23 protein-coding genes are annotated in these 25501 nt (G+C 71.8%); 13 read left to right on the forward strand and 10 right to left on the reverse strand.

All coding sequences use genetic code 11. The annotated features are described in order from the left end of the window. Positions 1-66: 66 nt before the first annotated feature. From ACFXDJ_RS04665 to ACFXDJ_RS04675, 3 genes are all read left to right on the forward strand, one after another. Positions 67-1089: a DMT family transporter gene (locus tag ACFXDJ_RS04665; RefSeq protein ID WP_384656962.1), complete on the forward strand. Its 1023-nt coding sequence runs from the start codon at positions 67-69 to the stop codon at positions 1087-1089. Beyond that, positions 1082-2275, forward strand: a complete 1194-nt coding sequence (locus tag ACFXDJ_RS04670; protein ID WP_384656965.1) for an aromatic amino acid transaminase — start codon at positions 1082-1084, stop codon at positions 2273-2275. Before ACFXDJ_RS04665 ends, ACFXDJ_RS04670 begins: the two co-directional genes overlap by 8 nt. A 147-nt stretch (positions 2276-2422) precedes the next feature. Continuing rightward, the gene (locus tag ACFXDJ_RS04675; RefSeq protein WP_384656967.1) at positions 2423-3871 is read left to right on the forward strand and encodes a beta-propeller fold lactonase family protein; all 1449 of its coding nucleotides are present in this window, start codon (positions 2423-2425) and stop codon (positions 3869-3871) included. A 49-nt stretch (positions 3872-3920) separates the two neighbouring features. Here ACFXDJ_RS04675 and ACFXDJ_RS04680 read toward each other — a convergent pair whose 3' ends face one another. Then, a complete protein-coding gene (locus ACFXDJ_RS04680; protein ID WP_384656970.1) occupies positions 3921-4961 on the reverse strand; it encodes a saccharopine dehydrogenase family protein in 1041 nt (346 codons plus the stop codon). 104 nt (positions 4962-5065) lie between these two features. On the opposite strand from ACFXDJ_RS04680, the gene ACFXDJ_RS04685 reads away from it, so the two are divergent. Both ACFXDJ_RS04685 and ACFXDJ_RS04690 read left to right on the forward strand, forming a co-directional pair. Continuing rightward, a complete protein-coding gene (locus ACFXDJ_RS04685) occupies positions 5066-6052 on the forward strand; it encodes a helix-turn-helix domain-containing protein (RefSeq protein WP_384656973.1) in 987 nt (328 codons plus the stop codon). 143 nt (positions 6053-6195) lie between these two features. Beyond that, positions 6196-7470 (forward strand): glycosyltransferase, encoded by a 1275-nt coding sequence (locus tag ACFXDJ_RS04690; RefSeq protein ID WP_384656976.1) that lies wholly within the window; start codon positions 6196-6198, stop codon positions 7468-7470. 42 nt (positions 7471-7512) lie between these two features. On the opposite strand, the gene ACFXDJ_RS04695 is transcribed toward ACFXDJ_RS04690, so the two are convergent. From ACFXDJ_RS04695 to ACFXDJ_RS04705, 3 genes are all read right to left on the reverse strand, one after another. Next, positions 7513-8013 (reverse strand): VOC family protein, encoded by a 501-nt coding sequence (locus ACFXDJ_RS04695; protein WP_384847783.1) that lies wholly within the window; start codon positions 8011-8013, stop codon positions 7513-7515. Positions 8014-8127: 114 nt separating this feature from the next. Then, complete coding sequence (cynS, locus tag ACFXDJ_RS04700; protein WP_384656982.1) at positions 8128-8598, reverse strand: cyanase; 471 nt, start codon at positions 8596-8598, stop codon at positions 8128-8130. Positions 8599-8661: 63 nt separating this feature from the next. Continuing rightward, positions 8662-9261, reverse strand: a complete 600-nt coding sequence (locus ACFXDJ_RS04705) for a carbonic anhydrase (protein ID WP_384656985.1) — start codon at positions 9259-9261, stop codon at positions 8662-8664. A 123-nt stretch (positions 9262-9384) separates the two neighbouring features. On the opposite strand from ACFXDJ_RS04705, the gene cynR reads away from it, so the two are divergent. Further along, on the forward strand, positions 9385-10287 hold the full coding sequence (cynR, locus tag ACFXDJ_RS04710; RefSeq protein ID WP_384656988.1) for a transcriptional regulator CynR: 903 nt from the start codon (positions 9385-9387) through the stop codon (positions 10285-10287). On the opposite strand, the gene ACFXDJ_RS04715 is transcribed toward cynR, so the two are convergent. Next, positions 10260-11270 (reverse strand): helix-turn-helix domain-containing protein, encoded by a 1011-nt coding sequence (locus tag ACFXDJ_RS04715; RefSeq protein WP_384847786.1) that lies wholly within the window; start codon positions 11268-11270, stop codon positions 10260-10262. The two genes, cynR and ACFXDJ_RS04715, sit on opposite strands and share 28 nt — an antisense overlap. 292 nt (positions 11271-11562) lie before the next feature. On the opposite strand from ACFXDJ_RS04715, the gene ACFXDJ_RS04720 reads away from it, so the two are divergent. Then, positions 11563-12588 carry an LGFP repeat-containing protein gene (locus ACFXDJ_RS04720; RefSeq protein WP_384651792.1) on the forward strand — a complete coding sequence of 342 codons (1026 nt, stop codon included), beginning with the start codon at positions 11563-11565 and terminating at the stop codon, positions 12586-12588. Between the two features lie 17 nt (positions 12589-12605). After that, positions 12606-13613 carry a hypothetical protein gene (locus ACFXDJ_RS04725; protein ID WP_384847789.1) on the forward strand — a complete coding sequence of 336 codons (1008 nt, stop codon included), beginning with the start codon at positions 12606-12608 and terminating at the stop codon, positions 13611-13613. A gap of 33 nt (positions 13614-13646) precedes the next feature. Here ACFXDJ_RS04725 and ACFXDJ_RS04730 read toward each other — a convergent pair whose 3' ends face one another. The 5 genes from ACFXDJ_RS04730 to ACFXDJ_RS04750 form a co-directional block, all read right to left on the reverse strand. Continuing rightward, positions 13647-14132, reverse strand: coding sequence for a rhodanese-like domain-containing protein (locus ACFXDJ_RS04730; protein ID WP_384847791.1), 486 nt, complete (start codon positions 14130-14132; stop codon positions 13647-13649). 191 nt (positions 14133-14323) lie between these two features. Further along, positions 14324-15367 carry a DJ-1/PfpI family protein gene (locus tag ACFXDJ_RS04735; protein ID WP_384651798.1) on the reverse strand — a complete coding sequence of 348 codons (1044 nt, stop codon included), beginning with the start codon at positions 15365-15367 and terminating at the stop codon, positions 14324-14326. Between the two features lie 115 nt (positions 15368-15482). Then, positions 15483-17003 carry a cellulose binding domain-containing protein gene (locus ACFXDJ_RS04740; RefSeq protein WP_384651800.1) on the reverse strand — a complete coding sequence of 507 codons (1521 nt, stop codon included), beginning with the start codon at positions 17001-17003 and terminating at the stop codon, positions 15483-15485. 181 nt (positions 17004-17184) lie between these two features. After that, positions 17185-18501, reverse strand: coding sequence for an erythromycin esterase family protein (locus ACFXDJ_RS04745; RefSeq protein WP_384651802.1), 1317 nt, complete (start codon positions 18499-18501; stop codon positions 17185-17187). A gap of 177 nt (positions 18502-18678) precedes the next feature. Next, entirely contained in the window at positions 18679-19767 is a 1089-nt protein-coding gene (locus tag ACFXDJ_RS04750; protein ID WP_384651852.1) for a pentapeptide repeat-containing protein, read from the reverse strand. A 302-nt stretch (positions 19768-20069) separates the two neighbouring features. On the opposite strand from ACFXDJ_RS04750, the gene ACFXDJ_RS04755 reads away from it, so the two are divergent. The 5 genes from ACFXDJ_RS04755 (at position 20070) to wecB (ending at position 25418) form a co-directional block, all read left to right on the forward strand. Continuing rightward, positions 20070-20669 (forward strand): DapH/DapD/GlmU-related protein, encoded by a 600-nt coding sequence (locus ACFXDJ_RS04755; protein WP_384651804.1) that lies wholly within the window; start codon positions 20070-20072, stop codon positions 20667-20669. 436 nt (positions 20670-21105) lie between these two features. Continuing rightward, entirely contained in the window at positions 21106-22275 is a 1170-nt protein-coding gene (locus tag ACFXDJ_RS04760; RefSeq protein WP_384651806.1) for a hypothetical protein, read from the forward strand. Then, positions 22272-23042 (forward strand): WecB/TagA/CpsF family glycosyltransferase, encoded by a 771-nt coding sequence (locus ACFXDJ_RS04765; protein ID WP_384651808.1) that lies wholly within the window; start codon positions 22272-22274, stop codon positions 23040-23042. Before ACFXDJ_RS04760 ends, ACFXDJ_RS04765 begins: the two co-directional genes overlap by 4 nt. Continuing rightward, positions 23042-24298 carry a nucleotide sugar dehydrogenase gene (locus ACFXDJ_RS04770; protein WP_384651810.1) on the forward strand — a complete coding sequence of 419 codons (1257 nt, stop codon included), beginning with the start codon at positions 23042-23044 and terminating at the stop codon, positions 24296-24298. Before ACFXDJ_RS04765 ends, ACFXDJ_RS04770 begins: the two co-directional genes overlap by 1 nt. A 4-nt stretch (positions 24299-24302) precedes the next feature. Then, positions 24303-25418 (forward strand): non-hydrolyzing UDP-N-acetylglucosamine 2-epimerase, encoded by a 1116-nt coding sequence (gene wecB, locus ACFXDJ_RS04775; protein ID WP_384651812.1) that lies wholly within the window; start codon positions 24303-24305, stop codon positions 25416-25418. The last annotated feature ends 83 nt before the right edge of the window (positions 25419-25501 follow it).

The following is a 25501-nucleotide window of genomic DNA, read 5'->3' on the forward strand; positions in this document are numbered from 1 at the left end:
TGCCCCGAGGAAAGGCCTAGCGTTGCCCCATGGCCGGATCCGGCCCCTGAGGCTGGAGGAATCTCCTTGGTCACCACCAACGCCAGACCCGCGACGACGCCCCCGCACACCGGGGCCGCAGGCCGCGGGCGGTTCTCCCCGCGGCTCTCCCCGCAGGCGCGGGGCATGGTGGCGCTGCTGGTGACCGTGGCCATCTGGGCGGCCTTCGCGCTCAGCGCGCGGGCCCTGAGCGCCTCCTCCCTGCTGCCCGCCGACGCCGCCCTGCTGCGCTTCGGCGTCCCGGTGCTCGTCCTGGCCCCAGCGCTGTGGCGGCGCCGCCGCCGCATCATGGCGGTGCGCCCGGCCACCGCGGCCAAGATCATCTGCGGTGCGGGCGTGCCGTTCTTCCTGGCGGCGATGTACGGGGGTTCCCTGACCTCGGCCGCCTTCGTGGGCTCGATCGTCCCCGGGATGGTCCCGCTCTTCGTCTGCGCGCTCATGGTGGCCGCCGGGCGCGGCGCACCCCGGGGGACGCAGGCGGCCGGGCTCGTACTGATCGCGGCCGGCGTGGTCGCCCTGGTCTGGCGCTACGTCGTCCCGCTGGACACGCACGTACTGGCCGGCGCCGGGATCCTCCTCGTCGCCAGCGGACTGTGGGCCCTGTACACGGTCGGGCTCAAGGAGGTGGACCTCGACCCCGTCGGGTCGATAGGCCTGCTGTGCCTGCCCTCCTTCGTGGTCATCGCGGTGCTCGTGCTGACCGGGGTGCTTCCCACCGGCCTGGCTTCGGCGGCGGGCGGCGACATCGCCCTGTTCCTGGTGGTGCAGGGGCTCGGGGTCGGTCTGTGCGCGGGCCTGCTGTACGCGTTCGCCATCCGCCGGCTCGGCGCGGAGCGCAGCTCCGTCTTCGGCAGCCTGAGTCCCGTCGCGGTCGTCCTGCTCGCGGTGCCGCTGCTCGGCGAGTCGCCGACCCCGACCGTGCTGATCGGCGTACCCCTCATCACCGCGGGCGTCGTGCTCGCCAACCGGCGCCCCCGGCCCGGCTCCCTCCCGCACTCCCTCCCCGACCCCAGCCCGCACCCCGACTCCAAGGGTCCCGTACATGCTTGAGCTGCTCCTCCCCCCGCCCGTCGACCCGCTCTGGGACCTGACCGAGGCCTTCCACGCCGACGCGCGGCCCGAGCGCCTGAACCTCGTCCTCGGGGTCTACCGCGACGACGCCGGCGCCACCCCGGTCATGGCGGCCGTGCGCGAGGCCGAGATACGCCTGGCGGAGCGCTCGGAGTCCAAGGAGTACCGCGGGCTCTCCGGCAACACCGCCTTCAACCGCGCGATGCTGTCGATGGTGTTCGGGTCCGGCGCGGCGGCCGAGCGGGCCGTGGCGGTCCAGACCGTCGCGGGCAGCGGCGCGCTGCGGCTCCTGGCCGATCTGATCTGCCGGACCCGGCCGGGCACCACGGTGTGGATCAGCGATCCCGCGTACGTGAACCACCGGCCCATCCTGGAGGCCGCCGGGCTGCGGGTGCGCACGTACAGCTGGGTGGACGCGGCGGGCCGCTCCGACGCCGCGGGCATGCTGCGGGACCTGGAGGGCGCCGGCCGCGACGACGTCGTCCTGCTCCAGGGGTGCTGCCACAACCCCACCGGGGTCGATCCGGACACGGACACCTGGGAGGCGCTGGCGGCGCTCGCCGTCCGCGACGGCTGGGTTCCGTTCGTCGACCTCGCGTACCACGGGCTCGGCGACGGCCTGGAGGCCGACCTGGCGGCGACCCGGATGCTCGCGGACCGGGTTCCGGAGATGCTCCTCGCCATCAGCTGCTCGAAGAACTTCGGCCTCTACAGCGACCGCACCGGCTGCGCCGTCGTGCTCGGCGCGTCCCGCCAGTCCCTGCGGCACGCCGAGACGGCCTTGCAGAACGCCGCCCGGACGCTCTACTCGATGCCGCCGGAGCACGGCGCGGCGATCGTCACGGCCGTCCTCGGGGACGAGGGGCTGCGGGCCGTCTGGCAGGCCGAACTGGACGGGATGCGGCGCCGGATCACCGCCAACAGGACCGAACTGACGACCCGGTTGAGCGCCCTGGGCTGGGGCGCGCAGGCGGATGTGCTCGCGCGACAGAAGGGGATGTTCTCGATGCTGCCGCTCACCCCGGAGCAGATGATCCGGCTGCGCAGCCGGTACGCCGTCTACGGGACGACCTCGGGGCGGGTCAACATCGCGGGCATCGGGGCGGACCGGATCCCCTGCCTCGCCCAGGGCATAGCCGGAGTGCTCGGCGAGGCCGCGGCCTGACGTAACGGGTGCCCCAAGAGCCCCTCGTCTCCGGCTCCGGGCGGCCAAAATCATGTGCGACGCGTGCCGGCGACTCGACGGCACGGCGCCCGCATGACGGGCCCCCGACTCCGAAGGCAGGGGCCCAACTGGGGAGGAACCATCACCATGAGCATGGACGCGACGATCAGACCCGCGGCCTTACACCGATTCGGGCCGCACCGATTCGGGCTGCGCCGATCCGGGCTGCCCCGCACCGTCACGACCTGGGCGGCGGCCACGGTGCTCGCCGCGGGCACGCTGACCGCGGCGGCCGGTTCGGCGCAGGGCGCCGCGCCCGCGCACCCGACCGTCTACGTCGCGAACAACGACGCCGACAGCGTGTCGGCGATCGACACCGTCACGGGTGCGACCCTCGCCACCATCCCCGTCGGCGACGGCCCCACCCACGCCGCGACCACCCCGGACGGCTCCCGGGTGTACGTCTCGAACTCCGCCGATGCCACGCTGACGGCGATCGACACCGCCACCAACACCGCGACGGCCACGTTCCCCTTCGGGCAGTCCCCGGCCCAGATCGCCTTCACCCCGGACGGCAAGCGCGGTTACGTCGCCGACCGGTCGGCCCAGTCGGTGAACGTCCTGAACCCCGACACCAACACCCTCACCGCCGGCATCCCCGTCGCCGGGAACCCGTCGTACGTGGCGGTGAACCCGGCCGGCACCCGCGTCTACGTCACCCGCACCGCGGACGCCCGCGTCGACGTGATCGACACCGCCACCAACACCGTCACCGCGAGCATTCCCGTCGCGGGCGATCCCCGGCGACTCGCGGTCAACGCGGCCGGCACCCGCCTCTACGTCACCGGGAACTCCAGCAACACCGTCTCCGTGATCGACACCGCCACCAACGCCGTCGTCGGCACGCTCGGCACCGGCGGCCAATACCCGCAGGCCGTGGCCGTCTCTCCCAACGGCACCCGCGTCTACGTCGTCAACGTGCTCTCCGCCACGGTCTCCGTCATCGACACGGCCGGCGGGACCGTCCTGGCGACCGTGCCCGTCGGATCCTCACCCGTGGACACCGCCCTCACCCCCGACGGCAAACACCTGTACGTCGCCAACTACCGCGGCGACAGCCTGTCCGTGATCGACACCGTCACCAACGCCGTCACCGGGACGCTCGCCACCGGCTACGCGCCCGTCTCCCTCACCATCACCCCCACACTGGCCGCCGACCTCGGGGTCACCCTCACGGCCACCGCCGTGCCCGGCCTGCTGAACGGGCACATCGACTACACGCTGACCGTCACCAACAACGGGCCCGCCACGGCCGCCACGGGCACCGTCACCGCGCCTCTGACCGCCCCCATGAGCGCCACCAGCCCCAACTGCACCGTCGGCGCGGGCGCCGTCACCTGCACCGTGACCAACCTCGCCCCGGGCGCGAGCACCACCCGGCGCTTCACGGCGCCCGTCGCGCTCCTCAGCCTCGGCACCGCCTACACCGTCACCGCCACCCGTACCGCGAGCAGCCCGGCCGACCCGAACCCGGCCAACGACAGCAGCAGCCGTACCTGCACCGCGCTCACCTCGCTCATCGTCAACTGCAACTGACCGGGCGGGTGCCCGCAGGACCGGCAGGGTCCGGGCTGCGGGCACCGCGCTAGGTCGTCTCTGGGCGCAGTTCGAAGGAGATGTGAGAGGACAGCGCGCGGAGGAAGTCCGGCGCGTCGAAGAGCTCACCCGCGGAGGCGACGCCGACCGTCCTGGTCCGTCCCGTGAGGATGCGGGACACGGCTTCCACCACGAGCGGCGCCGTGACGGCGTAGATGTCCCGGCCCCGGGCCACGGCGCGCCGTTCGGCGCCGCCGGAGCGCACGAGTACGTCGACGAGGAAGGTCTGTGCGGATCGGCCGCTGGCGTCGACGGCGGTCGGGGCCGGGGTGTCCGCGGCCGACAGGTCCGTGGCCGCCTCCGTCGCCATGTAGTTGCGCACCTCGGGGATGGCCAGGTGACTGGGGATGGTGACCACATCGGCCATCGTGAACTCCCCGATGACGGGCCGGGTGCCCATCGGGTCGGGGAAGGCCCATTCCAGGGTGGGCGGCGCGTCGTCCCGGTACTCCAGCCGCCCGCCCGCGTACCGGACGCGTCGGCCGCCGCGCCGCTCCCGGGACACCCTGCCCGCGGCGCGCGTCCCTTCCGTGGGGTGCCAGCTGTTCAGCCCGTACGCGACGTGCGCCTCGTCGGCCCCGGTCCAGTCCCCCATCGCCGCGGTGGCGAGCAGGTCGCCGAGGCCTCCGTAGAAGGCCATCGCGGGGAGGATCACCGCTCCTTCGGCACGGGCGCGGTCGGTGAACCGGGCGAACGTGTCCACGTTGGCCTCGATCTCGGCCGCGACGTCCACGTACGGGATCCCGGCGCGCAGCGCCGCCTCGATCACCGGGGCGGCGGTCGTGGCGAAGGGCCCGGCGCAGTTGACCACGGCCGCCGCACCGGCCAGCGCCCGGTCGAGCGAAGCCGGATCGTCCACCGACGCGGGCCGGACGTCAAGGCCGGGATGGGACCGCGCCAGCTCCTTCAGCTTGCCGGGGTCGCGGCCCGAGAGCACCGGGAGGAAGCCGCGCTCCCGCAGTTCGGCCACCACGAACCGCCCGGTGTGCCCGTACGCGCCGAACACCGTCACCGTCTGCGCCGTTCCCATTGGGTTCTCCCCCTTCGTGCCCGAATGATCCACTGCGGCCATCCTGGCAGCGGCGGACACCTCGCACGAGTGTCTGGAACGACGTGACGCGTACACTTTCGGACATGGATACTGTCGCGCTGGCCGTCACCGACGGGATGCTGCACTTCGAACTGTCCGTGGCGTACGAGATCTTCGGCTCACCGCCGGCCGCCCCGGCCTCCGCCGCCTCCGCCGCCTTCCCGGCCGGTGTGGTCGATCCTTGGTACGAGGTCTCCGTCTGCGGGACGGGCTCCGTGCGGATCGGGCCGTACCGGCTGGAGCCCGGCCACGGGCTCGACCGGCTGCGGCGCGCCGACACCGTGATCGTCCCCGCCTGGGCCGACGTGGACGTGGAGCCACCCGGCGACCTGGTCGACGCGGTGCGCGCGGCCCACGAGGCGGGCGCCCGGGTGGCCTCGCTCTGCACGGGCGCGTTCGTGCTGGCGGCGGCCGGGCTGCTGGACGGGAAGCGCGCGACCACGCACTGGGCGCACACCGAGGCCCTGGCCGCCCGCTACCCGCGGGTGGAGGTCGACCCGGACGTGCTCTACGTGGACAACGGCAGCGTGCTCACCTCGGCCGGCAAGGCCGCCGCGCTGGACCTGTGCCTGCACCTCGTCCGCCTCGACCACGGCTCGTCCATCGCCAACGCGGCCGCCCGCCGCCTGGTCGTGCCGCCGCTCCGGGCCGGCGGTCAGGCCCAGTTCGTCACCAGCCCGGTGCCCACCCAGGAGGACCACCACCCGCTGTCCGAGCTGTTGCCCTGGGTGATCGAACGGCTCGACCAGCCGCTGACCGTGGAGGACTTGGCCCGCCGGGCCCGGATGAGCTCGCGTCACCTGGGCCGCCATTTCAAGGCGGCGACCGGGACCACTCCCCTGCAATGGCTGCTGACCCAACGGATCCGCCTCGCACAGGAGTTGCTGGAGAACTCCGACAACAGTGTCGACGCGATCGCTTCGGCCACCGGCATGGGCACCGCGACGACGCTGCGCCGGCACTTCAACCGGACGGTCGGCGTGCCCCCGGACACCTACCGCCGGACGTTCCGCGGCGGGTCTTCGCAATGAGGGAGAAGGGGGATGGGGAAAGGGGGCAATGCCCGCTCCTTTCCACTCTCAAGATATAGCGCACAGGGGGGCTTGCGGCAAGATCCCCTTCCTGCCGCACAATCGTCCGACTAGGTGGAAATCAACCGAAGTTGGAGCTGCGCATGCGGGTGTTGCTGGTGGCGTACGGGTCTCGCGGGGACATCGAACCGATGGCGGGATTCGCGCTGCGATTGCGGGCGCTGGGCGCAGAGGTGCAGATGTGCGCGCCGCCGGACTTCGCGGAGCTGCTGGACGGCGCCGGCCTCCCGCTGGTGCCGCTCGGCCAGTCGATCCGCGAGATGGCGACGGAGGCGGTGAGGGAGCCGAAGCCGCAGGTGGCGCTGACCCTGCCCGAGCGCGCGGCCCGGATCACCGCCGCGACCTACGCGTCGCTCGCCGCGGTGGCCGGGGGGTTCGACGCAGTGGTGGCGACCGGCCTGATGCCGGCCGCGGCCGCCGCGCGGTCGGTGGCGGACAAGCTGGGCATCCCCTATGTGTTCGTGTCCTACTTCCCGACCTACCTGCCGTCTCCGCACCACCCTCCGCTCGTGTGGCCGGGCCGGCAGGTCCCGCCGGAGGTGACCGACAACCAGGTGCTGTGGGACCTGAACGCCGAGAACATGAACGAGCTGTTCGGCGGGGGCATCAACTCCCTCCGGGCGTCGATCGGCCTGCCCCCGGTGGACGACGTCCGCGACCACGTCTTCACGGACCGCCCGTGGCTGGCCGCTGACCCCGTCCTCGGCCCCTGGCCGGAGCTGGAGCAAGAACAGGAGCCGGAGCCCGCGGGCTCCGGCGTGGTGCAGACCGGCGCGTGGATCAAGCCGGACGAGCGGCCGCTCCCGGCCGAGCTGGAGGCGTTCCTGGAGGCCGGCGCACCGCCGGTGTACGTGGGCTTCGGCAGCATGCCGGTGCGCGACGCGCAGGAGGTAGCCGCGGCGGCCGTCGGCGCCGTCCGCGCGCAGGGCCACCGCGTGCTCGTCTCCCGCGGATGGGCGGACCTCGCCCTCGCCGACGACCGGGACGACTGCCTGGCCGTCGGCGAGGTCAACCAGCAGGCCCTGTTCGGCCGGGTGGCCGCCGTCGTACACCACGGCGGCGCGGGCACGACCACGACGGCCGCCCGGGCGGGCGCGCCGCAGGTGATCGTCCCGCAGCTGGCGGACCAGCCGTACTGGGCCGACCGGGTGGCATCGCTCGGCATCGGCGCGGCCCACGAAGGGCCGAATCCGACCTTCGAATCCCTGTCGGCCGCGCTCAAGAGCGCCCTGACCCCCGAGATCCACGCCCGGGCGGCCGCCGTGGCGGGCACGATCCGTACCGACGGGACGACGGTGGCGGCGAAGCTGCTGCTCGACACGGTGGGACGGGCGGAGCCGCCGACGCCGTCCGCGTGAGCCCGCGGGGCCTCCTGGGCGCGTCGCGGCGGAACGGGCCGCTCAGCTGGCGGAGCCCGCCGCCGAACCCGTCGCGAGATCGGCACCCCAGCGCTCGATCGCGGCTTGCAGGTCGAGCGCTCCGGGGCGCAGGTCGGCGTCCTCGGCGGGCCAGTCCTCGCGGGGGACGCGCCACATCAGCTCGAACTCGTTGCCGTCCGGGTCCTTGGCGTAGAAGGACTTCGACACCAGGTGGTCCGAGGCGCCGACCAGCGCCCCGCGCTCGGTGAGCACGCGGCCCAGCTCCGCGAGCTCGCCGAGCGTGCCGACCTCCCAGGCCAGGTGGTAGAGGCCGACCCGGCCCTGCTCGGGGCCGGGCGCGTCGGCGCCGAGCGCGAAGAGCCCGAGATCGTGGTCGTTGAGGCTGCCCGGGGCGCTGAGGAAGGCGGCCCGGCCGGGTATGAGGTGGTCGACCTGGAATCCGAAGACCTCGGTGTAGAACTCGACGGAACGGTCGACCTCGCGGATCCAGAGGACGGCGTGGTTCAGGCGGCGGACGGACATGCGACGGGGCTCCCGCTGATTCGGAGGGACTGGCTCGGCTGGGTGACCTCCATCCTACCGTTCAAATTCGAACTACTGGGGTCCAGGGAGCCCGGACCCCAGCAGCCGGTCAGATCAGAAGGGCCGGGTGGGGAGGTACTTGCCGTCCAGGGTGATGACGGCGCGGTGACCGCCGTCGGGGTCGGCGACCTTCTTCACGTCGAGCTTGAAGTTGATCGCGCTGATGATCCCGTCGCCGAACTCCTCGTGCACCAGGGCCTTGAGCGTGGTGCCGTAGACCAGGAGCATCTCGTGGAACCGGTAGATCGTCGGGTCCGTCGGGATGCCGCCCGGGATCGAACCGCGGGTCGGGATGGTCTGGAGCAGCATCGTGGCGTCCTCGTCCAGGCCCAGCAGGCCGGCCACCGCCTTCGCGGCCTCGGCCGGCAGCGGGTGCTGACCGAGCAGGGCGGCGGTGACGAACGCCACCGACAGGCCGGTCACGTCGGCGATCTGCTGCCAGGAGAGGTCCTTGCGGGTCTTGGCTTCGACCGCCGCGACGGCGAGGTTCTGGCGGGCGGTCGGGTCGAACTGGGCGTGCACCATGGGATGGATTCCTTGTCTTGTGTCCGGGATACCGGATGTGGGGGGAAGAAGTAGGAGGTGGGGTCAGACCGCGAGAGGGGCGGGCCGGGCCGTGGCGGGGCCGAGCTCGACGACCGTTCCGGTGGGGATGTCGTAGACCCAGCCGCGCAGGGTGACCGCGTCCCGAGCCAGGGCGCGGGCCACCGAGGGGTGCGTGGCCAGGTTGGCCAGCTGGGCCACCACGTTGGCTCGCACCAGCGCGTCGACCCTGTCGGCACCGGAGCCCGAGCCGGAGCCGGAGGCGTCCGCGTGGTGCAGCCAGTCGGCGATCGTGGGCAGCGCGGTGAGGTCGTGGCCCTCGGCGATGGCGGTCATCGCACCGCAGGCGGAGTGGCCGCAGACGACGATCTCCGAAACGTTGAGGACGGCGACGGCGTACTCGATGCTGGCCGCGACCCCGTCCGAGCCCGGAGCGTGGGCGGGGACCAGATTTCCCGCGGTCCGGATGACGAACAGCTCCCCCGGCTCGCTCTGCGTGATCAGCTCGGGGACTACGCGGGCGTCGGAACAGCTGATGAAGAGCGTCGTCGGCCGGTGGGTGGCCGCCAGGTGGGCGAAGAGGTCCGCCTTGGCCGGGAAGACGTCCTGCCGGAAGCGCGCGACGCCCGTGGCGAGGTCTCGCATGGTCACTCCCTTCGGTGTGTGTCGCCCGTTCGGGCTGACGAGATCCACCATGCATGACCTGCCCCTATAGCGTCCAAGACGCAATATCCATGCCTCCTATCGATGCCATCTATAGTTGACCGCATGGCCCCGGAACTGCGTCACCTCCGCTACCTGCTCGCCGTCGCCGAACACGGCAGCTTCACCCGAGCCGCCGAAGAGCTGCGCGTCTCGCAGCCGACCCTGTCGCACCAGATCAAACAGCTGGAGCGGACCGTGAACGCCCAGCTGCTGGACCGCACCGGCCGCACCGTGCTGCTCACGGACGCGGGTCAGGCCTACGTCCACTACGCGCGCCACGCCCTGCAGGACCTCGCCGCCGCGGAGCGCGCCGTCAGCGATCTGGCCGATCTCTCCCGCGGCAACCTGCGCCTGGCGATGACCCCCACCTTCACCTCCTACCTGATCGGCCCCCTCGCCGCGGAGTTCCACACCCGCCACCCCGAAATCACCCTGGACGTCCGGGAGATGACCCAGGACCGGATCGAAGCCTCGCTCCTCGCCGACGAACTCGACCTGGGCATCGCCTTCCAGCGGCCCCATCCCGCCGGCATCGCCGCCACCGAGCTGTTCACCGAGACCCTCGGCCTCGTGGTCGGCACCGCGCACCCGTACGCCGGCCGTACCGCTCCCCTGCCGGTGCGCGAGCTCGCCGGGCAGCAACTGGCCCTACTCAGCGGTGACTTCGCCACCCGGACCCACATCGACGGCTACCTCGCCGAGCACGGCGTCCAGCCGCGCATCGCGGTCCAGGCCAACTCCATCAACGCCCTGACCGAGATCGTGCGGCGCACCCCGCTGGCCTCCGTACTCCCCGAAGCCCTCACCCACGACCACACCGGCCTGCGCCCCGTCCCCCTGACCCCCGCCCTCCCGGCCCGCACCGTCTCCCTGCTGCGCCGGGACAGCGCCTACCAGAGCGCCGCCGCCCACGCCTTCACCCGGCTCACCCGCCAGGCCTACGAGGCGTTCGGCTCGGGGCGGTAGCGCTGCACGTTGGCGCGGACCCGGTCGAGGTAGGGCTGGATGCGGCGGAGCCCGGGGTCCTGCTGCCGCACGGTCCAGGTGGCGGTGCGGTAGGCGGCGGCGAGGTTGAGCGCCGGGTCGCCGGGGACCCCTTCGAGCTCCGGCGCGATGGCGCAGAGCATCCTGCCCAGCGCCGGGATGGAGTCCTCGGGGGTGAGGGGCGGGGTGGGGACCGTACTCTGCCGGTCGGGCGGCAGGTAGTACCGGAGCACGCGGGGCGTCCAGCGGGCGATGCCGTACTCGTCCTTGTCCGGGTCGCTCAGTCCGGGGTCGAACCCGCTCTCGGCCTGGAGCATGGCCGCGATCAGGGCGGGTGTGATCTGAGGGACGCCGCACAGGGTGCCGGCCTGGACGATCAGGCTCCGGTAGCGCGTCGGGATGTCGCTGTCGGTGCGCAACCACCGGGCGTCGCCCCGGAGTCGGAGGCCGACCGCGGCGAGGGCCGCGTCCTGCGGCCGGCCGGTACCGGATACGGACTCCAGCGCGGCCGAATCCCCGGGTACCAGCGCCGCGAACGTCATCACGACGGCCAGGACGACCGCGAACCCGGTGGACCGGCGCGGGGCCGCCCGCCGGAGCCTCCCGAAGACCCGGCGCGACGCCGCCGGGGCCGGGGCCGGCTCCAAGGACGGGCCCGGGGTCGGCTCCAAGTGCGGGTCCGGGTCCGCCGGCGGGCTCGTGATGAGTTCGTAGGTCCGGATGCGGCACCGCTCCCAGTCGTCCGGGTCGCCGCCGCAGGCGCGTACGAAGGCCTCCAGCACGGCGGGCCCGGGCAGCCGGTGTCCGGCGGCGGCCGCGGCCAGGGTGGATGCCGAGTAGTGGGTCCGGGCGGCGAGCTCCCGGTAGGGCGGGCTGCCGGCCCGGCGCCGCAGTTCCCGTAAGTCGCAGGCGAACCGGGCCAGGGGCCCCTGTCCGGGATCGAGCGGCTGTTCCTGGCGTCCCATCTCCCGTGCCTCTCCATGAGGGGAGCCGGATTTGTCCGGCGATTGTCCGAGAGCTGTCCGACGAGGTCACAGGGCCGGGACGAGGGGCGCGGGGCCGGGTTGAATGTGCCCGGCTCACCCCGACGAAACGGCGACCCGGGAACAGCTGCGGGCTGGCTCGCCAAGATCATCCAACCCGGCTCCGCGCAAGACAACGCAGGTTTCGGCCCCATCGGGCCCCTGCCGTGCCGTGCGGCGTCCGAGGCCCCTCCCGCGGTGCACCCCGGAAGACCGAACCCCAAGGAGAAGACGTATGAACGGCTTTGCCGTGCGACGGACACGCTTATCCGTCACGGTCCTGCTGGCCGCCGTGGCCATGACCACCCTCGGCGGTCCGGCGCGGGCACAGGGCCCGCGGGACGCGCCCGGTCCGCTGGGCCACACCGCCTCGGCCGAGCTCTACTGCGACATCCCCGCGAACCGGGACATCGCGGTGACCCGCAAGGTCTACGAGGTGGGCCAGCGCATGAACGTGTCGGAGAAGGTGATGCTCGCCGGGTTCGAGACGGGCTGGGTCGAGTCCCGCATGAACAACCTCGACTGCGGGGACCGCGATTCGCTCGGCGTCTTCCAGCAGCGGCCCTCGCAGGGCTGGGGCTCACCCGAGCAGGTCCTCGACGTCGACTACGCGGCGGGCAAGTTCTTCGAAGTGGCCTTACAGATGGAGCCCACCATGCCGGGCGCGAGCTCCGGGGAACTGGCCCAGGCCGTTCAGCGCTCCGGCTATCCGGAGCGCTACCCCCAGGCGGAGGGCGTGGCCCGGACCTTGCGTGACGAGGCGTTCTGGCCGTACGGCACCATCGGGGCCAAGTACGAGGCCCTGGGCGGGCAGGGCGGTCTGCTCGGCCGGCCGCTGCGCGCCGAGGAGAACTCCTCGCTGGGCGGGCGGTTCCAGCTGTTCCAGAACGGGATCGTGCTCTGGCACCCCGACGCCGCGTACGCCGTCCACGGGGACATCCTCCAGAAGTTCTGGGCCACCGACGCCGAACGGAGCTGGGGCTTCCCGACGATGGACGAGGCCGACGCCGCCAAGGCGCCCGACGGGACCCGCGGCCGCTACCAGTTCTTCGAACGGGGACTGTTCCTCTGGTCCCCGCAAACCGGCAGCCACATCGTCCACGGGGCGATCTACGACGCGTTCCACGCCGCCGGACACGAAAGCGCCCTCGGCTACCCCCGCACCGACGAATTCGACGAAGCGGGCGGCAAGGCACAGCAGTTCCAGAAGGCCACCATCCACTGGAACCCGTCCAAGGGCACCTGGATCACCACCAACTGACGAGGGGGAGACACATCATGGGATCGCTGATCCTCAGGCGCATGACCGGGGCGGTGGCGCTGACGTTCGCGGCCGTCGCCCTCACCTTCGCCACGGCTTCGGGCGCGAGCGCCTCGGAGCCGGGCGGGACGATCGGGCGCGGTGAGACGATGGACCGCGCGTGGTCCTGGGTCGCCGAGCAGGTGCCATACAGCTGGGACGGGTGCCACGCCAACCAGTTCGGCTGCTACCGCCCGGACTGCTCGGGCTTCGTGTCGATGGCCTGGCACCTGAACACGTCCCTGACCACCTGGGACCTCTGGAACGTCACCTTCGACATACCGGCGGGCGACCTCCAGCCCGGGGACGCCCTGCTCCGCGACTCGGGCGGAACGGACCACGTGGCGCTGTTCGTCCGGTGGGCGGACGCGGCCCGGACGAAGCCGGTGGTGCGCGAGGAGTACGACTTCGGGCACGTGGCCGAGGAGCGCGTCTGGAGCGACGGGCTCCGGGGGTTCTCGCCCCGCCGGTACAACCGGCTGGACGACCTGATGCCGTACGGCTCGATCGGGGCCAAGTACGACGGCCTGGGCGGGGCGGGCGGTCTGCTGGGCTCACCCGTCACGGGTGAACGCGACTCCTCGCTGGGCGGACGGTTCCAGCAGTTCCAGAACGGGATCATCCTCTGGCACCCCGACGCCGCATACGCCGTCCACGGGGACATCCTCCAGAAGTTCTGGGCCACGGACGCCGAACGGAGCTGGGGCTTCCCGACGATGGACGAGGCCGACGCCGCCAAGGCGCCCGACGGGACCCGCGGCCGGTACCAGTTCTTCGAACGGGGACTGTTCCTCTGGTCTCCTCAGACCGGCACGCACATCGTCCACGGGGCGATCTACGACGCGTTCCACGCCGCCGGACACGAAGGGGCGCTCGGCTACCCCCGCACCGATGAGTTCGACGAGGCGGGTGGCAAGGCACAGCAGTTCCAGAAGGCCACCATCCACTGGAACCCGTCCAGGGGCACCTGGATCACCACCAACTGATCCCGTCCCGCCGCCCCGCGCCTCCGGCATCGTTCAGCAAGCGCAGGAGATGCCCGAGCGCGGGGCGGTCAGGTCGTCGATCCGGCGCTGGTCGGTGCCCTCGGCGGTCTCGAAGGCGAAGCCCTCGCGGACCCAGTACTCGAAGCCGCCGATCATTTCCTTCACCTGGTAGCCGAGCCGGGCGAAGGCGAGGGCCGCGCGGGTGGCGCCGTTGCAGCCGGGGCCCCAGCAGTAGGTGACCACGGTCGTGCCCGGGGCGATCAGCGACGGCGCCAGCTCGGCGATCCGCGCCGTCGGGATGTGCAGGGCGCCGGGGATGTGGCCCTGGTCCCAGGACGCGTCGCTGCGGGAGTCGACCACGACCAGGCCGCAGACCCCGGCGAGCAGGTCGGCGCGCACGTCGGAGACGTCGGCCTCGAAGGCGAGCCGGGCGGCGTAGTGCGCGGCAGCCTGGACCGGGTCGGCGGCGGGGACGGAGAGGACGGCGCTGGGGATCTGGGCGGTGAGGGTGGCGGACATCTCGGACTCCTCGTACGGGGCGGAACGGGCGGGATCGGGCGCCGGCCGGGTGGTTTCCCTTGCGGCGATGACCCCATCCTCTGTCGCACGCCCCTACGGAACGAGTGGCGTGAACGCCTCCGTTCGTCAAGATCCCGCCAGCCCCCGCAGGGCCCGTCGCAGGCCCTGTCACAGGCTCGTCGCAGGCCCCGTCACATGCGTACGGCGACCCTGACGAAGGCCTTCCGGTAGGCCGTGGGCGTGGTCCGCATCTGCCGGGTGAAGTGGTGCCGGTAGGTCGCCGTGGAATCGAAGCCGACCGCGGCGGCCACCTCGTCGACCGTGCCCTCCCCGGATTCCAGCAGCGGCAGGCTCGCGGAGACCCGCTGGGAGATGACCCATCGGATCGGGCTCACGCCGTTGCGGCGGGTGAAGTGGCGCAGGAAGGACCGCTCCGACATACGGGCCTCGCGGGCCAGCGTCGAGACCGAGAGCGGGGTGTGCAGCCGCTGCAGGGCCCAGGTCATGCTCTGGCTGATGCCGTCGTCGGCCGCGTCGGGGCCGATCTCGCCGACCGCCGCCTCGATGAACTGGGCCTGCCCGCCCTCGCGATGGGGCGGTACGACGAAGCGGCGGGCCACCGTGTTGGCCACGGACGCGCCGTGGTCCGCGCGGACCAGGTAGAGGCAGAGGTCGATGCCGGCGGCGCTGCCCGCGCTGGTCAGCACGTCTCCGTTGTCCACGTAGAGGACGTCCGGGTCGACCTCGATCCCGGGATGGCGTTCGGCGAGGGTGCGGGCGTAGCGCCAGTGGGTGGTGGCGCGGCGGCCGTCCAGGAGGCCGGTCGCGGCGAGCGCGAAGGCCCCCGAGCAGATCGAGACCAGCCGTGCGCCCCGGGCGTGCGCCGTGCGCAGGGCGTCGACCAGCGGCTGCGCTATCGGGCCGCCCGCCCGGGAGACCCCGGGGATGATCAGGGTGTCCGCGGCCGCGAGCGCGTCGAGGCCGTGCTCGGCACGGAGGGTGAACCCGCCGACCACGCGCAGGTCCCGGCCGGGCTCGGCCGAGCAGACCTGGAGCTCGTACCAGGGGATGTCGCCCAGCTCGGGCCGGGAGAGACCGAAGACCTCGACCACCACGGCCAGCTCGAACGGGGCCATCCCGTCGAAGGCGAGGACCGCCACCTTGTGGGCCGGGGACGGCTTCTTGATCTCGATGTCCACGGCGGTCGGGGTGTGCGGGGCGGGAGCGGAAGTCATGGCCGTACCTTAACCAGGCCGTACGTGGGCGAGCGGTGCGCGAACGCACGGCCGCCGTCCACCCCACGGGGAGTGAACGGCGGTCGGGGGACGGCGATCGAGGGACGGGGGTCCGCTAGCCGAGTGCGCCGAACGCCTTGGTGAAGGCCAGCGGCTGCTGGAGGACCGAGCTGCACGTCGGGTCGGCGTAGTTCACGGCTCCGGCCGGGCACTGCTTGTCGCGGGCCGCGGACCACATCGCCAGCCGGCCGATCCCCTTCGTCCTCGCGAAGTCCACGAGCCGGGTCGCGTCGGACACCGTGAAGATCTCGCTCGCGACGTCGTTGACGCCGATCATCGGCGTGACGGCCACCGCCTTCCAGGCGGCCGCGTCGGAGAGTCCGAGCACCCCCTTGATCTGCGCCTGCGTGGCCGTCGCGGCCTGGATCGCGTACTGCCCCATGCTCCCGCCATAGGCGGGGCCGTAGTCCATCGCCATGATGTTGACCCCGTCGATCCGCACGCCGGCCTTCTTCGCGTCGGCCAGCAGGGCCACGCCCGGCTGCGTGAGCCCTTCCGGCATCACGGGCAGGGTGAAGGCCACGTCCAGGCCCGGCCGGGACTTCTGCAACTGGGCTACGGCCTGCGCGCGGCGGGTGTTGGCCGCGGTGTCGGGCAGGGCCGCGCCCTCGATGTCGAAGTCGACCTTGGTCAGCCGGTACTGGTCGATGACCTTGCCGTACGCGGCGGCCAGCTCGTTGGAGGTCGCGCAGTTCAGCGCCAGCTCACGGCCGGCCGCTCCGCCGAAGGAGACCCGCACGTCGCCGCCCTTGGCCCGCAGGGCCCCGATCTGGGCGGCGACCTTGTCGCTCGCGAGGTCCGTGACTCCGCCCCACAGCGGGGCGCAGCCGCCGCCGGAGGTGACGAAGGCGAGGTGGAACTCCTTCACGCCGGTCTTCGCCGCGGTGTCGACCAGGTCGTAGGCCGGGTACAGGGAGGTGTCCACGTACGGGGCGAAGCGCGCTCCCCCGGCCTGGCCTCCGGTCGCCGGCGGCGGCGTGGCGGTCGCGGACGGCGACGCGGTGCGGGTCGGCTGCCCGGAGGGCGCGGAGGTCACGGGCGCGCTCGGGTTCGCACTCGGGCTCGCGCTCGCGCTCGGCTTGGCCGTCGGGGTGCCGGTGGGGCGGCCTCCCGGCGGGGGCGTCGTCCCCTGCTCCGCCGAGCACTTCGCCCCGTTGATGCGGCAGGCCGTCGGATCGCCCAGGGTGCCGGTCCCGCTCGCCACGAACCCGACCGTGACGGAAGCCCCCGCCGCCAGCTCCCCGTTCCACTCCGCCGGCTTCACGGTGACGTGGCGCCCGTCGGCGGAGACGGTGTGGGTGCCGTTCCACAGGGAGTCGATCTTCGTCCCGGCGGGCAGGTCGAATTCGAGGGTCCACCCCTGCTGCGCCTGCCCCTTGCCGTTGGTGATCACGTACTGACCGGTGTAACCACCGCTCCAAGAACTGGACTTCGCGTAGACCGCCCCAACTGCGGCGGCCTGCGCCGTACCCGTGAACGCGAAGGCGGCGCCACCGATCAGCACCGCCACCGCGATGCCGCCCACCGCCTTCGCCTTCTTGCTCGCCGTACGCCGGTGACCGGTCGTGCTGCCCATCGCGTGCCTGCCTCTGTATTGCCGGGGGGTGGGATACGGAGGAACGCTAGCCGCCCCGAAACGGACATCCATCCGAATAGGGGCGGGCTGCATGAGCCTTAGGTTCCGCTTAAGGAAGCGATGGGGTGGCTTTAAGAGGTCCCGACGAAGCCGTCGGTCGCTCACGAGCGGGGGACCTCGGTCACGGCTTCAGAGTGTCGGCCTCCCGGACCTTCCGCAGGTGGACAAGGACGTCGAAAGACTTGGCGAGCGCGACATCGCGCGGTACGGCGGGGAACTGCGTGCCGAGGTTGAGCGTGGGCCGGGCGATGTCCAGCCATGCACGCGCGGTGGCCGGGGCGTGGCGCATGTCGAGGTAGAAGTCTCGGTAACGCACCTGGTCGAGGGTGTGCTCGTTCCTGCCGGGGCCGGCGGCGCCCACGGTGAACTTCTTCCATTCGCCGCCGAGGGCCGCGTCCTTCGAGAGGAAGGAGCCCTCGTTGAAGGTGAAGCCGATCGGGAGGTAGTCGCTGGCCATCGCGTCGCGCAGGAATGCTCCCTGAGTCTTGGGATACATCTTGGCGTCACTGGCGATGTAGCCGACGTGGTCGTTGTGTGCCGACAGCAGCACCTTGCCGCCGGTCTGCCGCTGCCACCAAGTGACGTTCTGGGCCATCACCTCGTCGCGGAAGCGCTGGGAGGCGGCCACCGAGTTGGGGTCGGCGAGGTCCATCGTGAGGAACTCGGCGGTCTGGGCGATGGAACGGGCGTGCTGCTCAGCCCACGTGAAGGCCTCCGCGTCCGAGCCCTTGTGGCTGCTTACCAGTTCCAGGGCCTGCTGCGCCTTCGCGGCGAGCTGCTGGCGTTCCCCCAGCGGCTTGGCCAGGTAGGCGAAGACGTCGTCGATCGGGCGCAGGCCGGCGTAGAACTCGTTGAGCTGTGGCAGCGCCGCTGGATGGTTGAGCCGCACGTAGCCGGTCACCCTGCCGAAGAACGCGTCGCTCAGCTTGGGTGCGCCGATGTCATTGCCCATGAAGTGGACGGTACGGCCGGGGTGGCCGCGGTTGTAATCTCGCATCCATTCGACGAGGCTCACGAATTCCTCCCGCTCCCAAGGGGAGTTACCCAGCGTCTCCTTGGCGATCTCGCGAGCGTCGCCGTTGCCGCTCTGGAGATAGTCGTCGATCTGGAGACCTGCGGGCCAGCTCATTTCGAGGGAGAAAGTGGTGAACCCCTTCTTTTCCACGAGGTAGCGGAACACCCGGTCCTTCATGGTGAAGAACTCATGGGAGCCATGTGTGGCCTCACCGAGGCCGACCACCTTGGCGTCGCCGATCATCGCGGCCAGAGGACGCAGGTCAGCGGTGTTTCCTCCGGGCTCCGTCGAGCGCAGGGGGTGGGCCGCGCGCTCCAGTGCACGGACCTCGCCCTGCTTCTCCTGAGCCCTGTCGACGGGTGCCGCGTGAGCCGCCACAGGGATGAGGACCATCCCCATCGCCGCCACTGCGGTGGCCAGCATTCCCCGTCGGCCAATACCATTCCAGCGTCTACCCATGTGCTTTGTTCCTCAAATTGCGTTTCTCTTGCTCAAAGCATTTTTGCCTCGCATGCATGGGGAACGAAAGGGGGTCAACCTCCGGGACGTACGGGGGGTACCCCCCCAAAGGTGGACGGCTCGTGGCGCCGCGGCGTTTGGTCAGGGAGTGGACCGCAGCTGCGGCGCCTGCCGCGTCATCCCCGGGGGCTGGAGCAGGGGCGAGGGTTCGGGGCCGGGGTCATCGGTGTCGACGACTCCGGCGGCCGTGCGGTCGAAGTCGACGGGCCAGCGGGTGTGCTCGCTGGCCACGGCGCCGGTCAGGCGTGCTTCGACAAGGTTGGCGGTGCTCAAGTCGGTGCCGCGCAAGTCGGCCATGCGGAGATCGGCACGTTGGAAGACCGCGCCGTGGGCGACTGCCTTGCGCAGGTTCGCCTCGCGCAGGTCGGTCTCAGTGAAGTCGGCGTCACGCAAGTCGGTTTCGACCAGCTTCGCGCCCCGTAGATCGGCCAGAACGCAGCGAGCCCGGCGGAGAATCGCAGTCGTGAGGTCGGCGTGCCGCAGGTTGACCGAGACCAGGGAGGCCTGGGTCAGATTGGCGTGGTAGAGGCCCGCGGCCTCCAGGCAAGCGCGGTCGAAGTTGACCTCGGGGAACCAGAGTCCGTCGCAGTCGGCCCGGCGCAAGTCGGTGATGCTGAGATTGACCCAGGACTGCTCCCGGTGCTGGCACAGTACGCCGAGCGCGGTCAGCGCCACCTGGGCGTCGGCGGCGCGAGTCTCCAGGGGTGCGATGTCGTTGATGGGCACGTCTGCCGCCGGGGATTCCGGCCCGGCGGGTGGCCAGGGCAGGTGCGTACGCAGATACGCGGCCTGGATGGAGATGATGGCCTCCCGGTCGCGGGAGGACTGCTCCGCGATTCGCCACAGCGCATGCAACCCGCCGATGCGCACATCCAGCTTGTCGCTGCCGAGCTGGTCGACGGCCCGGCTGAACCGGTCGGTGACGTAACCCTCCTGGGTGGCGCGCAAACCGTCTTGACTCACCCGTAGTTGCCGCCAGGTGGCGTACGCGCCGAAGAGCACGACCAGGCCGCCGACCACCTGCAGAAGCGTCGTACGGACATCGTTCACCGCCTTCAGCCGATCCTGTGCGGCGACACTCGCCCCGGCGAGATCGTGGTCGACCACCACACCCGGCAGTAGGACGAACACTGCGCCCAGGACAACCAGCCCCGCCGCCGCCCCGGACAGCAGAGCCACGGCTACACCACACCTGACCAGCCCGTCGCGCCATGCCCGAGGCCCGCGGTCCGGTTCCCCCATCTCCATGGGCACAGGAGCTTAGGCTCCACTTAGTAGCCGATCAAGAGTGCTGTGGCACTGGCCTCGCGCCCTGAGAACGGCCTTATGTGTTGGGGGAGTTTAGCCGGGCGGACCACCGGACCCGCCAAGTCCGTTCCGTGAGCAGTCGGTTGATCTTCGGGGCGGGCAGACCCGGCGGCGCATATGCTCCCCACGTCCGAACGCCGCGCGAGCCGTAAGGGGACCGCCCCGTGAGTGTCCGTATTCAACCCTCCTCCCAGGTCGACGAGTCGGCCGAACTCGGGGACGGGACCGCGATCTGGGATCTGGCGCAGATACGGGAGGACGCACGGCTCGGCCGCGACTGCATCGTCGGGCGCGGGGCCTACGTCGGACCCGGCGTGCGGATCGGGAACAACGTGAAGCTGCAGAACTACGCGCTCGTATACGAGCCCGCCGAGCTGGGCGACGGGGTCTTCATCGGCCCGGCGGTCGTCCTGACCAACGATTTCTACCCGCGGGCGGTCGACCCCGACGGCCGCCAGAAGCGCGGCGGCGACTGGGAGGCCGCCGGGGTCGTGGTCGCCGAAGGGGCCTCGCTCGGAGCCCGTTCCGTGTGCGTGGCGGGGGTCCGCGTCGGACGCTGGGCCCTGGTCGCGGCGGGTGCGGTGGTGTCCCGGGACGTGCCCGATTTCGCACTGGTCGCAGGGGTTCCGGCCCGCCGCATCGGCTGGGTGGGGAGGGCCGGGGTCCGCCTGGTGGAGGTCGAGGGCGAGCCGGGCGTATGGGAGTGCCCGCGCACCGGCGTGCTGCACGAGGAGATCAACGGAGCCCTGACCGAGCGAACCTGACGGAACGTCGGCAATCTGGGTCATCGTCATTTCCTCAAAACCACAATCAATGAACATCCTTGGGCATACCTTGTCCCTGTACACGTGATCTGAACCGGCAACAGGCCGTGTTTCAGTGGGGGGTTGTACACGACGCGGACATCGCGGACAAAGTGACGGCAGGCGCGCGGACCGCGCCCGTCCGACGCTGCCGTCCGCGCGTGCCCGGTCCGGGACACCGCTGGGTGGGGATCCAGTGGGCGGTCCCGGACGGCTCGCGCCATCGGGGGGATCACACCGCCGGCACGCGCGCCGTCATGCGCAATCCCCTTCCGCCGCACGACGGCTGACAGGTCCGTCCGAGGAGCGAAGAAGCAGAGGGGGTAGGTGTGTTGGAGCCGTACAGCTCGGACATACGGGGTGTGCGCAGCACACGGGAAGCCGAGGTGGGGACCCGGTGACCACGGCACGATTAGGAGCACTGGCCCACGAGGACCCCTCGCTGCACTCGCTCGCCGAGCGGCTGCTCGCGCTCGCGGAGGCGGGGCTGCCCCGCATGTACCTGCCGGGCGCGGAGACCTTCGTGTTCACCCGGGTGGGGACCGTCACCTCCGGCGGCGCCCGCCACGTGGAGAGCCGGGGAACCAGTACCCGGTACGCGGCCATCACCGCGCTGGGGGCCCGGTACCTGCCCGAGGAGCGGCAGCGTCCGCTGTTCGGCGGGCACACCGCCGCCGAGTTCACGGGGCTGCTCGTGGAGCGGCTGCCCGCCGTGACGAACCTCGGCGACGCGGCGCTCATCGCCTGGGCAGCCGCCGAGACCGGGCACCCCAAGCTGGCGGACGCCCTCGCCCGGGTGACCGCCCTGGACCTCCCCGGACGGCCGCAGTACACCGTGGAAGCGGCCTGGGTGCTCTCCGCCCTCACCGCAGCCCGCGCGGCGGTGGACGTGGAGGACCGGCTGACGGCCGCCCGTGACCGCCTGCTGGCGGCCCGGGTCGGGACGAGTCCGCTGTTCCCGCACGCCACCGGGCCGGGGCTGGTCCCCGGATACCGCTCCCACGTGGCCTGCTTCGCCGACCAGACGTATCCGCTCCAGGCGCTGGCCCGGCTGCACGCGAGCGGCCCGGACCCGCGGGCCCTGGCGGCCGCCGACGCCTGCGCCGCCAGGATCTGCGACCTCCAGGGCGACGGCGGCCAGTGGTGGTGGCACTACGACGCCCGCACGGGCGGCGTGGTGGAGGGCTACCCGGTCTACAGCGTGCACCAGCACGCCATGGCCCCGACCGCCCTCTTCGATCTGGCCGACGCGGGCGGCACGGACTTCGGTCCCGCGATCCGCCGCGGACTGCGCTGGATGACGGACGTACCCGAGATCAGCGGGCCCGAAGGCACCCCGCGCGAGCCCATGATCCTGGAGGAGTACGGGGTCACCTGGCGCAAGGTCTACCGGGGCGACCCCGCCAAGGCCGTCCGGGCCGCCCGCGGGCTCACCACCCGGGTGGTGCCGCAGGCCAGGCTCACCCCGCTCGACCGGCTCTTCCGCCCCCTGGCGGTGGACCGCGAGTGCAGGCCCTACGAGTTCGGCTGGCTGCTCCACGCCTGGCTCGGGGGGCTCGGGGGATGAACCACAGACAGTCCCTCTTCGGGGTCTCGCTCGACGCCCTGACCATGGACGAGACCGTGCGGCGCTGCCTCGAAGCGGTGCGGCGCGGTGAACAGATCGAGATCGGCATGGTCAACGCCGCCAAGCTGGTCAACATGCGGCGCGACCCCCGCCTCGCCTCGGCGGTGGCCGGCTGCGACCTCGTCCTGGCCGACGGCCAGGCCGTGGTGTGGGCCGGCCGCGTCCTCGGGGTCCGGCTGCCCGAACGGGTCGCGGGAATCGACCTGTTCATGCGGTTGTTGGCGGCGGCGGAGACCGAAGAGGTCCCCGTCTACCTGCTCGGCGCCCGGCAGGACGTACTCGACCTGATGCTCGCCCGGATCGCCGAGCGGTTCCCGGCGCTGCGCGTGGCCGGCAGCCGCAACGGCTACTTCGAGGACTCCGACCAGGGCGCGATCGCCGACGCGGTCGCGGAGAGCGGCGCCAAGCTGCTGTTCCTCGGCATGACCTCGCCCAAGAAGGAGATCTTCACCGCCGGCTACGGCAAGCGCACCGGCGCCCACGTGGTGCACGGGGTCGGCGGCTCCTTCGACATCCTGGCCGGCATCACCAAGCGGGCCCCCCTGGTGTGGCAGCGGATGGGCCTCGAATGGTTCTACCGCACCCTCCAGGAACCGCGCCGCCTCGGAAAGCGCTACCTCACCACCAATGCCGCCTTCCTCCTCATGACGGTCCGGGAACTCATCCGCCGTACACCGTCTGCCCCTTCCGCGAACAGGAGTCACTGATGCGCGTAGTCGTCGTGGGACAGGGATACGTCGGCCTCCCGCTGGCCATCAGGGCCGCCGAGGTCGGACACCAAGTGGTCGGCTACGACGTGGACTCGCGGCGGGTCAAGAGCCTCGCCGCCGGCGAGTCGTACGTGGAGGACGTCTCCTCCGAGCGGCTGGTCCGGGCGCTGGAGGCGGGGACCTACCAGGCCAGCGAACTCGCCCGCGACTGCGGCGGTTTCGACGTGGCGGTCGTCACCGTCCCGACCCCGTTGCGCGAAGGCGCCCCCGACCTCAGCTACATCGAGGAGTCCGCGCACACGCTCGCCCGCTTCCTGCGGCCGGGCGCCACCGTCGTACTGGAATCCACCACCTACCCGGGCACCACCGAGGAGATGTTCGGCCCGATCCTGGAGGACGGCTCCGGTCTCACCGCCGGCATCGACTTCCACCTCGGTTACAGCCCCGAGCGCATCGACCCCGGCAACGCGGTGTGGGGCTTCCAGCAGACGCCCAAGGTCGTCTCCGGCGTGGACGCGGCCTCCCTCAAGGCCGTGGAGAGCTTCTACGCGGGCCTCGTCGACAAGACGGTCCCGGTGCGCTCGCCCAAGGAGGCCGAGCTGGCGAAGCTGCTGGAGAACACCTTCCGGCACGTGAACATCGCCCTGGTCAACGAGATAGCCATGTTCGCCCGTCACCTCGACATCGACGTGTGGCAGACCATCGAGGCCGCGGCCAGCAAGCCGTTCGGCTTCATGAAGTTCACCCCGGGCCCCGGGGTCGGCGGCCACTGCCTGCCGATCGACCCCTCGTACCTGTCCTGGCGGGTACAGCGGGAACTGGGCCAGAACTTCCGCTTCGTCGAGCTGGCCAACGACATCAACAGCCACATGCCCGAGTACGTCGCCCGCCGCGTCATGGACGCGCTCAACGCGAAGCGCCGCTCGGTCAACGGGTCCCGGATCCTGCTGCTGGGGCTGGCGTACAAGAAGAACACCGGTGACGCCCGCGAGTCCCCGGCGGTACGGGTCTCCCAGCTGCTCCTCGACATGGGAGCCAAGGTCCGCGCGGCCGACCCCCACGTGGTGGAGAGCATCAAGGTCGACGCCCGCCTCTCGCGGGTGGAGCCGACCCGCAAGGAGCTGGCCGCGGCCGACGTGGTCGTCCTGCTGACGGACCACGACTCCTTCGACTACCGGATGATCAGCGAGCACGCCTCGTTGATCCTCGACTGCCGCAACCGGCTGTCCGGGCCCACCGTGGAGGTGCTCTGACCTCATGGCCAGGTTCATCTGCGTGGCCGGTGCCCGGCCCAACTACATGAAGATCAAACCGGTGATGGACGCACTGGAGCGCCGCGGCGCGGAGGTCGTCCTGGTCCACACCGGCCAGCACTACGACGAGTCCATGAACGACGTCTTCTTCCGCGACCTCGGCATCCGTCCCCCCGACCGGTACCTGGGGGCCGGCTCCGGCAGCCACGCCCAGCAGACCGGCCGGGTCATGGCGGCCTTCGAGCCGCTGGTCGAAGAACTGGCCCCGGACGCGGTGGTGGTGGTCGGAGACATCAACTCCACGCTCGCCTGCGCCCTGGTCACCGCGAAGGCCGGCCCCCTGCTGGCCCACGTGGAGGCCGGCCTGCGCAGCCGGGACTGGAGCATGCCCGAGGAGGTCAACCGGGTCGCCACCGACCGGGTCAGCGACTACCTGCTGGCCCCCTCCCCCGACGCCGCCGCGAACCTGCGGGCGGAGGGGTACCGGGAGGACCAGATCCACGTGGTCGGCAACGTCATGATCGACACCCTGTTCGCCAACCTGGAGCGGGCCAGGAAGTCCGACGTCCTGGACCGGTACGGGCTCACCCGCGGCGGATACGGCCTGGTCACCCTGCACCGGCCGGCCAACGTGGACGATCCCGCCGCCCTGCGCGGCCTCCTGAAGGCCCTCGGCGAGATCGCCGGACGCTGCCCGCTGCTCCTGCCCGTGCACCCGCGGGCCGCCGAGCGGCTGGCCGAGATCGGCGTCCCCGACGGAATCCGGCTGGTGCCGGCCGCCGGGTACCTCGACTTCATCGCGCTGCAGGACTCCGCCCGCGTGGTGCTCACCGACTCCGGGGGCATCCAGGAGGAGACCACCGCGCTGGGCGTCCCCTGCGTGACCCTGCGGGAGAACACCGAGCGGCCCATCACCGTCGAGGAGGGCACCAACGTCCTGGCGGGCACCGACCCGGACCGCATCACGGCCACGGTCCACCGGGTGCTCGACGATCCGCCCGCCCCGCGCTGTCCCGAGCTCTGGGACGGCCGCGCGAGCGAGCGCATCGCCTCGGTCCTGCTGGACGGACCGGCCGCGTCGGACCGCCCTCGGCCCACCGATCTCGTCCCGCAACCGTAGATCACCGCAACGACCGTAATCACCGCAAAGACAGGGCGGCGGCGCGTGCAGGACACGACGCCGCCGCGAGGGGGAAAGAGACC

Source organism: Streptomyces sp. NPDC059443 (assembly GCF_042750105.1).
In the GTDB taxonomy this organism is placed as follows: domain Bacteria; phylum Actinomycetota; class Actinomycetes; order Streptomycetales; family Streptomycetaceae; genus Streptomyces.

Bases quoted from the DNA above. Each gene is read 5' to 3' on its own strand.
- ACFXDJ_RS04670 (WP_384656965.1), top strand. From the start codon at position 1,082: ATGCTTGAGCTGCTCCTCCCCCCGCCCGTCGACCCGCTCTGGGACCTG.
- ACFXDJ_RS04675 (WP_384656967.1), top strand. From the start codon at position 2,423: ATGAGCATGGACGCGACGATCAGACCCGCGGCCTTACACCGATTCGGG.
- ACFXDJ_RS04680 (WP_384656970.1), bottom strand. From the start codon at position 4,961: ATGGGAACGGCGCAGACGGTGACGGTGTTCGGCGCGTACGGGCACACC.
- ACFXDJ_RS04685 (WP_384656973.1), top strand. From the start codon at position 5,066: ATGGATACTGTCGCGCTGGCCGTCACCGACGGGATGCTGCACTTCGAA.
- ACFXDJ_RS04690 (WP_384656976.1), top strand. From the start codon at position 6,196: ATGCGGGTGTTGCTGGTGGCGTACGGGTCTCGCGGGGACATCGAACCG.
- ACFXDJ_RS04695 (WP_384847783.1), bottom strand. From the start codon at position 8,013: ATGTCCGTCCGCCGCCTGAACCACGCCGTCCTCTGGATCCGCGAGGTC.
- cynS (WP_384656982.1), bottom strand. From the start codon at position 8,598: ATGGTGCACGCCCAGTTCGACCCGACCGCCCGCCAGAACCTCGCCGTC.
- ACFXDJ_RS04705 (WP_384656985.1), bottom strand. From the start codon at position 9,261: ATGCGAGACCTCGCCACGGGCGTCGCGCGCTTCCGGCAGGACGTCTTC.
- cynR (WP_384656988.1), top strand. From the start codon at position 9,385: ATGGCCCCGGAACTGCGTCACCTCCGCTACCTGCTCGCCGTCGCCGAA.
- ACFXDJ_RS04715 (WP_384847786.1), bottom strand. From the start codon at position 11,270: ATGGGACGCCAGGAACAGCCGCTCGATCCCGGACAGGGGCCCCTGGCC.
- ACFXDJ_RS04720 (WP_384651792.1), top strand. From the start codon at position 11,563: ATGAACGGCTTTGCCGTGCGACGGACACGCTTATCCGTCACGGTCCTG.
- ACFXDJ_RS04725 (WP_384847789.1), top strand. From the start codon at position 12,606: ATGGGATCGCTGATCCTCAGGCGCATGACCGGGGCGGTGGCGCTGACG.
- ACFXDJ_RS04730 (WP_384847791.1), bottom strand. From the start codon at position 14,132: ATGTCCGCCACCCTCACCGCCCAGATCCCCAGCGCCGTCCTCTCCGTC.
- ACFXDJ_RS04735 (WP_384651798.1), bottom strand. From the start codon at position 15,367: ATGACTTCCGCTCCCGCCCCGCACACCCCGACCGCCGTGGACATCGAG.
- ACFXDJ_RS04740 (WP_384651800.1), bottom strand. From the start codon at position 17,003: ATGGGCAGCACGACCGGTCACCGGCGTACGGCGAGCAAGAAGGCGAAG.
- ACFXDJ_RS04745 (WP_384651802.1), bottom strand. From the start codon at position 18,501: ATGCTGGCCACCGCAGTGGCGGCGATGGGGATGGTCCTCATCCCTGTG.
- ACFXDJ_RS04765 (WP_384651808.1), top strand. From the start codon at position 22,272: ATGAACCACAGACAGTCCCTCTTCGGGGTCTCGCTCGACGCCCTGACC.
- ACFXDJ_RS04770 (WP_384651810.1), top strand. From the start codon at position 23,042: ATGCGCGTAGTCGTCGTGGGACAGGGATACGTCGGCCTCCCGCTGGCC.
- wecB (WP_384651812.1), top strand. From the start codon at position 24,303: ATGGCCAGGTTCATCTGCGTGGCCGGTGCCCGGCCCAACTACATGAAG.